This is a genomic window from Deltaproteobacteria bacterium, from assembly GCA_016219225.1.
GTDB lineage: Bacteria > Desulfobacterota > RBG-13-43-22 > RBG-13-43-22 > RBG-13-43-22 > RBG-13-43-22.
In genome coordinates, this window is sequence record JACRBX010000159.1 from 22,103 (window position 1) to 36,369 (window position 14,267).

The following is a 14,267-nucleotide window of genomic DNA, read 5'->3' on the forward strand; positions in this document are numbered from 1 at the left end:
CGTTCGTTGCTGGTTGCTCGACAAAACGAGAAACGAGTAACCAGTAACAAAGAAATGTCAAATAGGGTTGATTAGATTCTTGATTCACACAGGTATTTCTCAATTACACCTCCCCCGCCATCAATGAAGCGCCACCCCGCCGAGAGAGCCTTTTGGTTTGTTTCCAGGAGGTGTTGTTTGGATGGTCCCAAATAATTGCCAATCGCCTCTTGGGCAGCATCAAGAGATACCGTGTTGCTTACGGCAATGTAAGCGCCAAGCATAACAATATTACCTGCCCGCCTCAGACCTATTTCCTGTGCTATATCATCTGCCGGAACACGATGTACTGGGAGTTCAAACTGCTTAACCTCAGTCGGAATCATACATGAATTCAGGATTACCAGAGTTCCCGCCCCAAACTGTGGCTCAAATTTAACCAGAGAAGGTTCATTAAAAATCAGGGCTACGGAGATCTTTTCCGCCAGAGGAGAGCCAATAGGCCGATCGGAAAGGGTGATAACACAAGAGGCAGTACCGCCACGCTGCTCGGGGCCGTAGGAAGGCATCCAGGTCACTTTTTTCCCTTCACGAGTGGCTGCCAGGGCCAGGATTTGTCCGCAAGTTAACACCCCTTGCCCGCCGAAGCCGGCGATCAAAACCTGATGGACCATAATGGTTTCACGCTCCTTTTCCTTTTTCGGTTACTCCCGGGAAGCCGTGCTGTTATCTACAAGGCTGCTGATGGGGCCATCATTTCCGTATCTTTAAAAACTCCCAACGGATAATATTTGATCATTTCTTTCTCAAGCCATTGTAAAGCGGTCAGGGGCTCCATCCCCCAATTGGTAGGGCAGGCCGCCAGTATCTCGACCATAGAAAAACCCAGACCCAGTTTTTGGCACTGGAAAGCCTTCCTGATGCTTTTTTTGGCCTTAATGACTGCACCGGGATTATGAATCGCCACTCGTGTTATATAGGAAGGTCCATCCAGGACCGCCAATATCTCGGCCATTTTTAATGGATATCCGGCCTGGCCCACATCCCGTCCCTTGGGCGAGGTCGTGGTTTTTTGGCCGGGCAAAGTCGTGGGGGCCATTTGCCCTCCGGTCATTCCGTAGTTGGCATTGTTGATAAAAATAACGGTAAAATTCTCCCCGCGCCCGGCCGCGTGAACGATTTCTGCCAACCCGATGGAGGCCAGGTCACCATCGCCCTGATAGGTGAACACGAAACGGTCTGGCAGGACCCGTTTGATTCCTGTGGCCACGGCCGGCGCTCTTCCATGGGCCGCTTCTTGTATGTCCAAATCTAAATAGTTATAAATCAGGATTGAACATCCCACAGAGGCCACACCAACTGTTTTTTCCCGTAAGCCGAGTTCGTCAATTACTTCAGCCACCAGGCGGTGGGCCACACCATGGCCGCAACCCGGACAATAATGAAATCTGACCGGCGTCAATATTTTCGGTCTGACCAATAATGGTTTAATCATCCCCCGTTGCCCCCCATGATTCGCATGATTTCGACCTCGATTTCCAGGGCCGAAACTACAATTCCGCCCATCCTCCCGTAAAAGCCGATCTCCCGGCCGGGCAAGGCCAGTCGCACGTCTTCCAGCATCTGGCCGGCATTCATTTCCACAGTCACCAGATGTCTTACCCTTTCGGCAGCTTCCTTTAACGAAGCGGAAGGAAAAGGCCACAAAGTTACAGGCCGGAATAATCCGACCCGCAGGCCTTTCTCCCTTAAATGGTCTACAGCCGTGCGCCCCACCCGTGCGCAGATACCAAAAGCAATAATCAATACCTCTGCGTCTTCAAGATGGTAGCCTTCGAAACGGACTTCCTTTGCGCTTAATCGTTTAAATTTAGCCTGAAGGTGTAAATTGTGGGATTCCAATTCACCGGAATCCAGGTAAAGGGTTTTTATCAACCGTCTTGGACGATGTTGACAGCCATCGGTAATCCAGGGTTTCATATACTCATGGGTTATCTCTTCCGGTAATAAGACGGGTTCCATCATCTGTCCCAATACACCATCCGTAAGCAGTATGACAGGAGTACGGTATTGTTCAGCCATATCGAAAGAATTGTAAACCAGGTCTACCATCTCCTGGATGGAAACCGGAGACAGGACCGGCAGGCGGTAATCGCCGTGGCCGCCGCCCCGGGTGGCCTGGGTGTAATCCCCCTGAGACGGCTGAATAGTGCCCAAACCCGGTCCGCCCCGCATCACATTAACAATCACGCAGGGAAGTTCAGCCGATGCCAGGAAAGAAATTCCTTCTTGTTTAAGACTGATGCCGGGTCCGGACGAAGAGGTCATGGCACGTCCCCCGGCACCGGCTGCCCCATAGACCATGTTCACGGCCGCCAGTTCACTTTCCGCCTGCAGGAATGTGCCGCCGACTTCAGGCAGACGTCGGGCGAGGTATTCCATAAGCTCGGACTGGGGTGTTATGGGATAACCGAAATAATACCGGCATCCGGCCCGTAATGCCGCTTCCCCTATGGCTTCATTGCCTTTCAACATTACCTGATCCATGGCACTCCACCTCCCGGCTGAAGTTAAAAACCACATCCGGACACATCAAAAAGCATTGCAAACAACCCCGGCAGGCCTTCTCATCAGATAATTCCACCACCGGGTAGCCGAAAGAATTTAATTTTTCCGCCCAAATCAGCGTTTTCTCCGGACAAAAAGCCATGCAAATTCCGCAACCCTTGCAATATTCCGCCTGAATCACTGCCCTGAATCTTCCGTCTTTTTTTTTCAATGGAAAGAATTCTTGATTAACCGGCATAATTGATCTCCGTTTTGATTTACATTTTCTTAAAAACCTGGATTCCCAATAAAGACGTTCGGGAATGACGGGAAAGGAGTGCTATCATGATAAATCAACTGCCCCATAGGAGCCACTTCTTCCGGGCAAGCATAGATCCTCCTTTTCTTCCGTGCCTGGGTTTCACCGAAGCAATGGCAGCGGCTTATTACGGGAGCAACTTCTATGCCAGTATCATGGCCAGTTGGTTGAAGTCGAGGGCCAAGAATCGACTAAATGGATATCGTTTTCAATCCGATCTAAGGTGGGACTAGAGGACTAAATTGTTATAGATTTTTTAATTCCGCATTCCGAAATCCAAAATCTGAAATTGGAAAGAGTCAGAGGAAGGAAGGATGGGGATTCAGTCTGCAGAAAATTGCATGATCCCTGCACGATTCTGCATGCAACAAAATGCAATCGAAAAGGTTTTGTTTAACGGTTCAGGATGATCCGATTTGATATTTTTCTAATTTATTATAGAGGTTCCTTATGGAAATGCCCAATTTTCTTGAACAATCAGTCTTATTGCCATTGGACTCGGCCAACATTCTCATAATGTGTTGTTTCTCTATCCCGGATAAAACCGATCTCAACTCCTGCCTTAGTCCCTCGTCCTCCTTCGTCAGCGGTTGGCCCTGGTCATTCAAGGATTTTTCCGGAGACGGGCCGATTGGAAATTCCAGATTCGGAAGATGTTCCCTCATGATGATTGAATCACTGAACTGCATCTTAATAATGCATTGAGCCAAAACATTTTCCAGTTCTCGAATATTGCCCTTCCACTCAACCCCTTCGAGAATCTCCATTGCCTTCGGCTCGATCAAGGTGATGTTGCGTCCGAACTGCTGATTCAATTTTCGGATGATGTGGCAGGCCAAGACCTCAATATCCCCTTTTCGATCACGAAGCGGCGGGATGTCAATAGGCATCACATTCAATCGGTAATAAAGGTCTTCCCGGAATCGGCCTTCTTTTACGGCCTTTTGCAAATCTTCATGCGTAGCGGCAATGATCCTGACATCGATGGAAACTGATTTTGACCCTCCAACGCGGACAATTTCTTTCTCTTGCAGAACACGCAACATTTTTGCCTGCACATTCATCGGTAGCTCACTGATTTCATCCAAAAAGATGGTCCCTTCGTTGGCTTCTTCAAACAGTCCCTTTTTCCCTCCACGCTTAGCGCCGGTAAAGGATCCTCCTTCATAACCAAACAGTTCGCTCTCAAATAGACTATCAACGATTGCCGCACAGTTTATGCGGATAAACTGGTGATTTTTTCGATTACTTTCGTTGTGAATGGCATGGGCAAACAGTTCCTTCCCGGTCCCCGATTCCCCTCTCAGTAAAACGGTAGCCGGTAGACGGGCGGCCCTTTTGGCCAAATTGATGGCGTTGAAAATCTGCCGGCTTTCACCCACTATGTCCTTAAAGGAGTATTTGGCCTCCAAAACCCGGATAATCCGTCTGGCCAAGGTCAGTTCTTCGGATAATCTCAGTAATTCCGAAACATCGTGAATAATGCCCACACTTCCCTTTATGTCCCCATCCACCATAATCGGGGCGGCATTGACGATGACCTCCTTTCTCTGAGGTCCTACCTTGAGATGGGCCCCGATGACCGGTTGGCCCGTCTTCAGGACCTGCATATGCACGCTTTCCCCTTCCGATATATCGGCTTCAGCCGGTTTGCCGATGATATCGGTCCCGGCAAATCCGGTCAGGCGCGTGTAGGCCGGGTTAATAATAATCCCCACACCCTTTTCATCCACAACGGATACGGCGTCCTGAGAGGCGGCAATGACGGCCTCCAATAGACTGCGCATTTTTTTTAAGGAGGTGTTCTGGTCGGCCAGGGCGGCCGTTTCGGTAATGTCCCGAAAAAAGCAGACCGCCCCGATGACTTTACCTTTACCATCGAAGACGGGTTTTCGGGTGGTCACAATCCGTATACCCTCCGAAATGAACTGCTCCTGGTTTACCTCGGCCATTCCGGTCTTCAGGACCAGATGAAGCCGGGAGTTCGGAATGGTATCGGCAGCCAGACGTCCGATGGCCTGATCCGGTGCAATTCCCATAATACGGCCGGCCGCCGTGTTGAAGTGGGAAATCGTGCCCTTACGATCGATGACCATAAACCCATCATCGATTGAGTTTATGATGGTATTCAGTAAGTGTTCCATCAATACGAAAATACGGTTCAAGGTTCAGGGTTCAAGGCTCAAGGGCCGGGAAAAACCATTTCCAGGCCTCGCGGTGCCCTCTTGGACATGAAGGCTTAGTGTCTCCTCCCGAATAAAAGGAAATGGTCATTCTCTTCCTGTTGGTTTAGGTCGCCATTCTTTACCCGCCGTCCACCCTTCGGAAGCGAAAACAATGGCATCATACTTCGGCATGTAAGGTTTTATGTCCAAAAGAGGCGTCTTGTCCAGCATATCAACCCCTTCAACGACCAGGGTATTTCCCTCCCGCCGTATCAGCCTGACCACCGACAACCCTAGGCCGTTTGGCCGACACGGATGTCTTGAAGCATAGATGCCATGTGGGGTGTCATCCAGAAAGGTGGGGCGCACCAGTTCAATTCCGCCCGAACGATCAAAGAAATACAGCAGATAGAGGTGGGAAAAGGTTTCAATGTCCTTCAAGCCGGCCTCAAACTCTCTAAACACCTCGACCTGTCCAAGGGCATTAGAGGCATAGGACGGTTGGATAGGGCATTCCTCTTTCGTGGTATAAGGCGTTTGTATGGTGCCAATTGGTTCTATGGTCATCTGATTTCCAATAAATTCGGACACAGATTTTCGCCGATACCCGTAGAAAATTATTCTTTATATTCAAAATCCTGGTGATCTACACGATCGGCCTTCTGCCGATCCGAGTTCATCTGCGTCCAAAATGCAAATTCCTATATTATTAAATTTTTTTAATTGGTTACGCCTGGCCTGGATTCCCGCCTGCGCGGGAATGACGGATTTTTACAAGATCATCAATAATAGCTTAACAAATATTTTGCAACAACTAAATTATAAGGTTTTTAATAATAAACTCCCGGTTCTGCCGGGGGTCGTTAAACCCAATTCCTGATTTAATTTTAGTTGATAAGTGCTCGGGCTTGCAGAATTTGGAGGATCTATGGGCCTATTTCCCGGAGGCCTTGGTTGGGCTGGCGACAGCCTCTCCATCCAGAACCAGGGTTCCATCCTGGTTGGTACAAGAAGTTCTTAAACGGACCCGATTTTTTTCAAGCATAATCTCAAGGACTTCGGCCCGGGCCGTGATGGAATCACCGATACGCACCGGGGCCAGAAAGTTCAATTCCTGGCTGATATAGATGCCTCCGGGGCCGGGCAGTTGGCAGCCCAGAACGGCCGAGATAAACCCTGCCAACAACATGCCATGGGCTATCCTGGTTTTGAAAAAAGTTTTTCCCGCATAGACCTCGTTGATGTGGGCCGGATTAAAATCACCGGTCACCCCGGCAAACAAATAGATATCCGATTCGGAAACAGTTTTGGTAAATTCCGCCACATCCCCTATTTTTATCTCATTAATCGTTTTTCCCTTCATCTTGAATTCTCCTTCCTTTTTGACGCAGTCAGCCATCAGCTTTTAGATTTCAGCAAGATCATTTATCTGAACGTCCCTTTTCGTCATTCCCGTGAAAACGGGAATCCAGTGCTTTTATAATTAGTTAGGTATGGCCTGGATTCCCGCCTGCGCGGGAATGACGAGTTTTTACATAGGCTCATCCTTAATGGGGTGCCTAAACCCTGATCGTTGACTGCTGAAAGCTCTATCCGGAAATATTGATTTACCGGATAAGAATCTAATTCACAGAAACATTCTGCGTGATAAACCCGACGATTTCCTCTTTGGTGGCACTGGGGCCGAAGATACCGCTGAATCCGATTTCTTTTAGTTTGGGAATGTGTTGGGGAGGGAAAATCCCGCCCATCATAAATATCACATCCTCCCTCATGTTAAATTCTTTAGCCTTATCAACCAAATCCTTGCCGAAAATCAGTTCGGCTCCACACAAAATGCTGATGCCGATGGCATCCACATCCTCCTGAATAGCCGTCCTGGCAACCTGGTCGGGTAGAGAGTTACTGATATAGATGACCTCCATCCCGGCATTTCGCAACATATTGGCCACGGTAATAATGCCCCGGGAATGATTTTCCAGACTCGGTTGTGACAGCAGCACTCTGATCTTTTTTTCCATAAACAGTCTCCTTCAATGTCATTAGGTGCAAGGTACAGGGTAAAGGGGTCGGGGGTCAGGGGTCAGGGGCCGGAGTTGAGAGTACAGGGTTTTGTAACTTGAAACTTGCATCTTGAAACTTTTTTTCCATATACGCCTTCATGCCCAGGTAGGGCACCACGAAGCATGAAAATGGTTTACTCCGAACTCCGAACTCTAAACTCCGAACTTATTTTCGCACTAAACAATCAAACCCGATCGCCACGGCCCGAAGCCCTCGACAATGGCCCGGCGCATTTCCCCTTTGGTGGCATTGGACCGGGCGGCCTCCAGGGTGTGATAAGTCACATTCTCGCCCTTTTCACAGGCCTCTTTCAGGTTTCTAAGGCACCGGACAACCTGGTTGTTATCCCTTTCCCTCCTGATCCGGTCCAGTTTGGCCTTCATCTTTTCCTCCAGACCTTCCGGATAATCCGGTACCCTGATATCAGGCAGTTTTACATCCGAGGTCCGGTAGTAATTTCGGCCGACTATTGTTATCTCTCCTTTTTCGATCATATCCTGCTCGTTATGGATGAATTCAGAAACCTTTTTTTGCAGCCAGCCCCTTTCTACACATTTGGACAGGCCGCCCATCTTTTCTATCTCTTCGATTTCATCCAGAATGGCCTTTTCAACCTGATTGGTCAGGGTTTCCAGGTAAAAAGAACCCCCCAAAGGATCCACCACCTGGGTCACGGCGGTTTCCGCTTCGATAATCTGCTGGGTCCTCAAAGAGAGCAGGGAAGATTCTTCCGTAGGAACGGAATAGGCTTCATCATAGGAATCCACATGGAGCGACTGGGCCCCGCCCAGGATAGCCGCCAGGGCATGATAGGAGGCCCGGATGACATTATTCATCGGTTCCTCCCGCATCAGGGAAATACCTGAGGTCTGCACATGGCAGCGCATCCACATGGACCTTGGATTTTGGGCATTAAACCGGTATTTCATAATACGATACCATAACCTTCTCACCGCCCGGAGCCTGGCCACCTCCTCAAAAAAATCATTGGCCGGGGCCCAGAAAAAAGCTACCCTTTCGGCCACCCAGTCCACCTCATGCCCCCTTCGGATTATCTCTTCAAAGCTTTCAATGGCATTGGATAAGGCCACGGCCATTTCCGTGATGCCCGAGCTACCGAACTCCCGCAAATTGTAACCGTTCAAGGTGACATAATTCCAGCGGGGTACATTTTGCCGGATAAATTCGATATTATCGCATTGCAGTTTGAAAGTAGCTTTGGGCGAGATGAACTCCGGTCCGTTACGGACCACGCTCTCCATAATAAAATCATTCTGCACACTGCCTTCCAGTTTGTCCCAGGGGATGCCTCTCCTTTCGGCCATGACCAGGTACATGGGAAAAATGATGGCCGTATTCCTTGGAAAGTGGGTCACAATGGAAGCGCTTATCTTATCAATGGGGATGTCTTTAAATATTTCTTCCATATCCGCGACACAATCGACCGGAACCCCCACTACGCCCACATGTCCTCTGGCCTCGGGCTCATCCGAATCAAACATTTGAACCGTGGGCAGGTCCAGGGCCAAATTCATACCGGTAGCCCCGTGATCCAAAAGCATTTTAATCCGCTTATTGACGTACTCCGGGGAACCGGCCCCGGACAACTGACGCCGGGTAAAGGCCCGGCCCCGGTACATATTGGCATGAATTCCCCGGGTAAAAGGCTCCGAGCCGGGATACCCCAGGTCTTCCAGATAATCCGAATCCTTGACATCCGAAGGACCGTAAAAAAGATTCCTGGGGATCTTCGACCCCAAAATGGTCTGGGGGGTTACCTCCCAGTTTTTCTTATCCGCTTCGCGGACCTTGGTTTCCCTCCAATCCCCGATGGTATCATCGATTCTCTGAAGCGCCTCGGGATTATAAAGCGGCGTCCATCGGGCGTCCTTTATTTTTTCCCCTAATATTTCCTTGGTTGTTTTATCCATGATTAAACCTCCCTTTAGTTCGAAAATAACGTTCGTCGTTCAATATTTTCATGCTTCATGATCTTCGTGGTAAGCGAGTATGAAAGTTTAATAGGCAACTGTAGGTCTATCTAACCCCCACTTCCTTCCAGCAGCCTTCTCTTGCCAAAAGGGCCGCCCCGAGGGCACCAACGATCTGGGGCTCTTCCGGTATGAATAGTTTAAAGCCCACTTTTTTTTCTATCAGGCTCACAATAGCCGGATTCTTGGCAATCCCACCCGTGACGACCAAATCCTTTTCGATTCCCACCTGGCGCATAAGGCCATAGACCCTTTCGGCCACGGCTTCATGCAACCCCGCCACTACGTCTTCCTTTTGACCCCCGCCCTTGATTAACGAAATCACCTCCGACTTGGCAAATACCACACATCGAGAATTGATTCGAATCTCATTTCGAGATTGGAAGGGCAAACGGCAGAAACGTTCCAAAGGAAGTTTCAGCAATTCCGCCATGATTTCCAAAAATCTTCCCGTCCCGGCCGCGCATTTGTCGTTCATGGCAAAGTCAACGGGATTTCCTCTTTCCTCCACACGAATAACTTTACAATCCTGACCGCCCATATCGAGCACCGTCCGGACGGACGGGAATAACCATTTTGCCCCTTTGGCATGACAGGTGATTTCGGTAATAATTTTATTGGCAAAAGGGACCATAATCCTTCCATATCCGGTGGCAACCAGATAATCGATATCCTTTACGGAGAAACTCTGATCTTTCAATGCCTGCCGCATACCTTCTTCGGCGGTTTGAGCACTTTCCGGACCGGTGGAGATAATAGCCGTAGACAGGATTCGGTCATCCCTCAAGACGGCCACCCCGGTGGTCCTGGAGCCGATATCAATGCCGGATACGATCATACGAATGCGGATTTCGGAATGCGGATTTCGGATTTTAAAAACCCTTTTTTCATGATCTATAATGCCTCCTCGGGAATGAGGGTCGATAGAAGATTTTTATGCTTCCACTGACCCCCGATCCCCACTCCCGACCCCTGAAGTGGACCTATCCGGATTTCCGCCAGGAATCCTGGGCGATCAAGGCGGCACCCAGGGCACCGACCGTCTCAGGACTGTCCGGGACCCGGACTGATTGTCCCAGTCTGTTTTCCAGGGCCTTGACAAGCCCCAGGTTTTTCGCCCCGCCACCACTCAGGACCAGGTTATTCCCGATTTTTACCCGGTTTAACAACTCCATCAGGCGATCGGCCACCGATTCATGGATGCCTGAAACGATATGGTCTTTGGGAACCCCCTTATGAATATTGGAAATGACTTCGGATTCGGCGAATACGGCACAGAAACTGCTGATCCTGGCCTTACCGCCGGCCTGAACGGCTGCGATCCCCATTTTCTCTATCGATAGATTCATAATCTTGGCCATGGTCTCCAAAAATATCCCGGTTCCGGCGGCACATTTGGAGTTAACGGTAAAATCGGCCACCCGTCCGCCCTCCTCTAATTTCACAGCCCGGCTCCCTTCCGCACCGATATCGAGCACGCCTTTGGCCGACGGAATCAGATAAAAAGCGCCTCGGGCATGACAAATCGGATCCGATTTTTTCTTCCAGCTCGACGGAGTCGAACCTTTGCCTATTCCGGTTGCCAGGATGCCCGATATTTTCCCGAAGGAAACACCGGCCTCCCAAGCCGCCTGGTTAAAGATTTCTTCATAGGAAATATCCTCATCCCCGCTTATCAGAACCTTGGCGAAACAGGGTCTCCCATGGTTCAAAAGCACTATCTTGATAGTCGTTGTCCCAATATCAATACCGCCAAAAACCACGGCCCTGGCTCAAGCCCCGATCATCTCGATAAATGTTTCGATCCGGCCCCTCATCTGGTTCAATCCTTCCGGCGTATAATCCCCCTCCAAAAATAAAACCGGGATATGAAACACTTCCTTAATCTTCTCCTTTAAAAAAGGATTCTCCAGGGAACGGCATTCGCAGCAATTCAGGTTGTAAAAGACGGCCCCCTTCACCTGATAACCCTCCATGGTCCTCTTGAGATAGTTCCAGCGAAACATGGGATAAGGTGCCTTCAGGGTTGCCGTGACGGTTGAACGGGGGCACGGGGTGGCCAGGGAGCGTTCGACCATGGCCTCCAGGGGCGGGATGGTGGGATTCAACGTAATCCCGCTGTAATGACTGCTTCCGGCACTGATGTCTTCGGAAACGACTTCTCCGCCACATTCCCCGATGATCTTGTACAATTCAGCGGTCTCCCGGTCCAGGGCACTGGCCGATAGATATAACCTGACTTTCTTTTCGGGTTTATCCGGGCGAAGGGGAAGTTCCTTTAGATATTCCCGGAGCAGGGCATTATGTTCGTTTTTCGGCATCAGGAGGCCGGCAAATTCCACCTGCCAGGCCTCATAACCGGATATAAGAGGCGGATCCTGCTTCCTTAATTCATCCAATTGTTCCATTAAAGCATAGTGTTCGTTGTAAACCCCTATGGCCTCCTGCAGCATCTCATCTGTGATGAGTTGCTCACTCATCCTTTCCAGATATTGTTTAAAGGTCCGAAGCTGCATAAGATAAAAAGAATTGACCTTCGGGCCCGTAACCTTTTCCGGATAATTCAAATAATAGACATAGGGATGGCTCTCCTGTCCTTCATTGAGGGGAGTGGTGCGGGGGCAAAGTTCCCGCCACCAGTATTCCAGTTTAGGGATCAGATCGCAGGTATTGGGGATGATCACACCGTCCAGATAATCATAAATGCCCCGGGCGGCCAGATCCAGACAACTCCGGACAAAACCGCATCCGTACTGGGGCACGTGATCCGGGACTACTTCTAATTTTTCGGAACTCCCGGCAATGCGTACCGGCAGTAGTCCGCTGGCATAGATCATCTCCTCCGGGGTGATACAGCAGAAATAGCCTACGACCCTCTTTTGATTTCTTTCCTTCCATTTCCGGGCTATTTTGTGGCGGTTTTCTATAATTTCCTGAAAAACATTGTTCATAAGTTATTCTCCAGCACAAGGCGTTACAATGGTTTTGGCGATTGGGTTAAATCAACAGCCCAAGGAACGACACGTTGAGTATGAAAACAATGAATGTCGAAGGTACAAACAACTTCCTAATTCAAAATTCATTATAACTACGGCCATTATTTGCGTCATTCCCGAATGTCTTTATCGGGAATCCAGGTTTTTCAAGAAAATGAGAAATCAAGGCCGCTGGATTCCGGCTTAAACCATGCCGGAATGACGCATAAATGGGCGCATCGGTAAAAAGATTCGCTCCCGTATTATTCGTTATTCTCTTTTTTCTGTTTTCTCCGAACACCGAACTCCGAACTCTTAACTTCGATTCAGCAGTTGTTCCCCGAAGGCATCCAACCGGACAAAGGCCTGGGATTCGGCAAAAATCCTTTCATCCACCAGGTCGCTTTCCAGGTTGACCGAGGGGACACTCAGTTCCTCCCTCAGGATCTTTGCGATCTCCACCACCGGGTAAACAATATACCGGCAGGTAATCAAATAGGCCAGAACCGCCCCATCGATCTTGTATTCCCTGGCCTCCTGGACAACCTCAGAAAGGGAATCTCCGATACTAATGGGACCCGTTATGGCCCCGAGCCTGTTCTGAAAACACTTGATGGCCAGTTCCTTGATCGGGTCCTCCGGTCTGCGGGGAGGAAGCAGACCGGTGTTATAAAAAGTCTCCCAGACGAAAACACCGCCGATTTTCTCAAAATAGTTGAAGATGCCCATGTTAAACCAGGTCGGCAGGCCGTACCACATGAGACGGAATTTCTCTTCAGGGATTACCCCGATTTTCTGGGCTACCCGTTCCTTAATCTCATCCCGTAAGGCGACAAAAAATTCATAGCATCGCCGGGTCCCCATTAAATAAAGTCTGGGGAAAGCACAGGCGAATCCATCGGCCGAAGACATGGGCGCCGGGACGGCCTTCCGCAATTGATAGATTTGACGCTCGATCTCCGCAGTCTTGTAGGACCATTCCAGGGCTTCATTGAGTTTGTCCGGGTTATATTTGTGTCCCGTCACATCTTCGATAAAGGCGATACAGTCTTCCCATTGAGAAACCATATAATCCAGATCGTAGTCCTTCGGACTGGTGACCAGTGGCCGCCTCCCTTTTTTAAACCGTGATTCGGGGAAAATAAGAGGTTGACGTCCGCTGGGCAGCGTGGCCGGCAAATCATGGGGCAATTCCGGGACATCCAGAAGGAAAAAGGGGACTTTCATCATCTGGGCCATGGTTTCAAACCATTTCATGCGGGCATCGCAGGTATAACTGGTGGAGATCATCAAGTCCGGCAGGGGAAGGCCTCCGAGGGGGGCTTCTTCCCAGGCATTATTCCTGATATTGTCGATCACATATCCGAGCATGGCCCGGGCATAACCACAGATATAATCCCGGAAACCTTCGGCTTCGGCCACCTGGCAATATTTGACCGAATAGGTCGGGACGCTTTGATCCCGGCTGTTTCCCAACCTTCGGGTGGAAAATAATGAAGCCGCCTGTTCAGGGAAAAAAGGCACTATATCCATAGCCCAGTATATTTCCTTGGGAAATAAGGCGCAGGACCAGACCACCGGCTTCCCCTCTTTTTTCAGTTGATGTCCCCTGGCATACTCGTTCTTTTGCAATTCCCAGGCTTGCCTGGTAGCCGACAGCGTCTTCTTAGAGGCTTTTATTCCCTCTTTTTCCTTGGAAATCATAATACTCCTTCACGATGAAACAATTATTTAATCAACCGTTTGCTGATCCTTTGATTCAGTCTCATGATCGGCATAGCCCGGCCTTATCCCGTTCTTGAAAGACTTCCTTTACTGCCGCCATACCATTCAAGGCAGCCGGAAATCCGGCATAGACCGCCATTTGAATGATGATCTCGATGACTTCCTGGCGTGAACAGCCCACATTGAGGGCCCCTTGGATGTGCACCTTCAGTTGAGGTGCGGCATGGCCAAGAACAGTCAATGCGGCAACAGCGGCGATCTCCCTGGATTTTAAATCTAGCCCCGGGCGGCTGTAAACGTCCCCGAAGGGAAATTCAATCAAATAATCGGCCAAACCGGGGGCAATATCCTTGAGACTCTCGATGACCCGATCCCCAACCTCCCCATCCACTTCCTTGAGTTTTTTTAATCCCCGTTCATATCGGTCGCTATTCATGGCAAGCTACCCCTTGTCTTTCTTGAAAAAAACTAATCCTTGATTCCGGCCAAATACTTGACGATT

General features: G+C 49.6%; 14 protein-coding genes. All 14 read right to left on the reverse strand.

Going from position 1 to position 14,267, the window contains the following annotated elements; translation table 11 throughout:
• Nucleotides 1-71: 71 nt before the first annotated feature.
• The gene (locus HY879_13995; protein MBI5604454.1) at nt 72-653 is read right to left on the reverse strand and encodes a 2-oxoacid:acceptor oxidoreductase family protein; all 582 of its coding nucleotides are present in this window, start codon (nt 651-653) and stop codon (nt 72-74) included.
• A 56-nt stretch (nt 654-709) separates the two neighbouring features.
• Entirely contained in the window at nt 710-1,474 is a 765-nt protein-coding gene (locus tag HY879_14000) for a 2-oxoglutarate oxidoreductase (GenBank protein ID MBI5604455.1), read from the reverse strand.
• Complete coding sequence (vorB, locus tag HY879_14005) at nt 1,471-2,526, reverse strand: 3-methyl-2-oxobutanoate dehydrogenase subunit VorB (protein MBI5604456.1); 1,056 nt, start codon at nt 2,524-2,526, stop codon at nt 1,471-1,473. The genes HY879_14000 and vorB overlap by 4 nt, the downstream gene beginning before the upstream one ends.
• Nucleotides 2,498-2,785 (reverse strand): 4Fe-4S dicluster domain-containing protein, encoded by a 288-nt coding sequence (locus HY879_14010; protein ID MBI5604457.1) that lies wholly within the window; start codon nt 2,783-2,785, stop codon nt 2,498-2,500. Before HY879_14010 ends, vorB begins: the two co-directional genes overlap by 29 nt.
• A 461-nt stretch (nt 2,786-3,246) precedes the next feature.
• The gene (locus HY879_14015; GenBank protein ID MBI5604458.1) at nt 3,247-4,989 is read right to left on the reverse strand and encodes a sigma-54-dependent transcriptional regulator; all 1,743 of its coding nucleotides are present in this window, start codon (nt 4,987-4,989) and stop codon (nt 3,247-3,249) included.
• Between the two features lie 126 nt (nt 4,990-5,115).
• Nucleotides 5,116-5,577, reverse strand: a complete 462-nt coding sequence (tsaA, locus tag HY879_14020) for a tRNA (N6-threonylcarbamoyladenosine(37)-N6)-methyltransferase TrmO (protein ID MBI5604459.1) — start codon at nt 5,575-5,577, stop codon at nt 5,116-5,118.
• A 367-nt stretch (nt 5,578-5,944) separates the two neighbouring features.
• On the reverse strand, nt 5,945-6,373 hold the full coding sequence (locus HY879_14025; protein ID MBI5604460.1) for a MaoC family dehydratase: 429 nt from the start codon (nt 6,371-6,373) through the stop codon (nt 5,945-5,947).
• A gap of 259 nt (nt 6,374-6,632) precedes the next feature.
• On the reverse strand, nt 6,633-7,031 hold the full coding sequence (locus HY879_14030; protein ID MBI5604461.1) for a cobalamin B12-binding domain-containing protein: 399 nt from the start codon (nt 7,029-7,031) through the stop codon (nt 6,633-6,635).
• Between the two features lie 219 nt (nt 7,032-7,250).
• On the reverse strand, nt 7,251-9,005 hold the full coding sequence (locus HY879_14035) for a methylmalonyl-CoA mutase (protein ID MBI5604462.1): 1,755 nt from the start codon (nt 9,003-9,005) through the stop codon (nt 7,251-7,253).
• Between the two features lie 106 nt (nt 9,006-9,111).
• The gene (locus tag HY879_14040) at nt 9,112-9,903 is read right to left on the reverse strand and encodes a 2-hydroxyglutaryl-CoA dehydratase (GenBank protein ID MBI5604463.1); all 792 of its coding nucleotides are present in this window, start codon (nt 9,901-9,903) and stop codon (nt 9,112-9,114) included.
• A gap of 145 nt (nt 9,904-10,048) precedes the next feature.
• Nucleotides 10,049-10,777, reverse strand: a complete 729-nt coding sequence (locus HY879_14045) for a 2-hydroxyglutaryl-CoA dehydratase (protein MBI5604464.1) — start codon at nt 10,775-10,777, stop codon at nt 10,049-10,051.
• A 60-nt stretch (nt 10,778-10,837) separates the two neighbouring features.
• On the reverse strand, nt 10,838-12,016 hold the full coding sequence (locus tag HY879_14050; protein MBI5604465.1) for a 2-hydroxyacyl-CoA dehydratase: 1,179 nt from the start codon (nt 12,014-12,016) through the stop codon (nt 10,838-10,840).
• 339 nt (nt 12,017-12,355) lie between these two features.
• On the reverse strand, nt 12,356-13,744 hold the full coding sequence (locus HY879_14055) for a 2-hydroxyacyl-CoA dehydratase (protein MBI5604466.1): 1,389 nt from the start codon (nt 13,742-13,744) through the stop codon (nt 12,356-12,358).
• Between the two features lie 61 nt (nt 13,745-13,805).
• Nucleotides 13,806-14,201, reverse strand: a complete 396-nt coding sequence (locus HY879_14060) for a carboxymuconolactone decarboxylase family protein (protein ID MBI5604467.1) — start codon at nt 14,199-14,201, stop codon at nt 13,806-13,808.
• Nucleotides 14,202-14,267: the final 66 nt, after the last annotated feature.

Coding starts and splice junctions, on each gene's coding strand:
- HY879_14050 (MBI5604465.1), bottom strand. CDS start 12,016: ATGAACAATGTTTTTCAGGAAATTATAGAAAACCGCCACAAAATAGCC.
- HY879_14030 (MBI5604461.1), bottom strand. CDS start 7,031: ATGGAAAAAAAGATCAGAGTGCTGCTGTCACAACCGAGTCTGGAAAAT.
- HY879_14010 (MBI5604457.1), bottom strand. CDS start 2,785: ATGCCGGTTAATCAAGAATTCTTTCCATTGAAAAAAAAAGACGGAAGA.
- HY879_14040 (MBI5604463.1), bottom strand. CDS start 9,903: ATGATCGTATCCGGCATTGATATCGGCTCCAGGACCACCGGGGTGGCC.
- tsaA (MBI5604459.1), bottom strand. CDS start 5,577: ATGACCATAGAACCAATTGGCACCATACAAACGCCTTATACCACGAAA.
- HY879_13995 (MBI5604454.1), bottom strand. CDS start 653: ATGGTCCATCAGGTTTTGATCGCCGGCTTCGGCGGGCAAGGGGTGTTA.
- HY879_14015 (MBI5604458.1), bottom strand. CDS start 4,989: ATGGAACACTTACTGAATACCATCATAAACTCAATCGATGATGGGTTT.
- HY879_14025 (MBI5604460.1), bottom strand. CDS start 6,373: ATGAAGGGAAAAACGATTAATGAGATAAAAATAGGGGATGTGGCGGAA.
- HY879_14000 (MBI5604455.1), bottom strand. CDS start 1,474: ATGATTAAACCATTATTGGTCAGACCGAAAATATTGACGCCGGTCAGA.
- HY879_14060 (MBI5604467.1), bottom strand. CDS start 14,201: ATGAATAGCGACCGATATGAACGGGGATTAAAAAAACTCAAGGAAGTG.
- vorB (MBI5604456.1), bottom strand. CDS start 2,526: ATGGATCAGGTAATGTTGAAAGGCAATGAAGCCATAGGGGAAGCGGCA.
- HY879_14035 (MBI5604462.1), bottom strand. CDS start 9,005: ATGGATAAAACAACCAAGGAAATATTAGGGGAAAAAATAAAGGACGCC.
- HY879_14055 (MBI5604466.1), bottom strand. CDS start 13,744: ATGATTTCCAAGGAAAAAGAGGGAATAAAAGCCTCTAAGAAGACGCTG.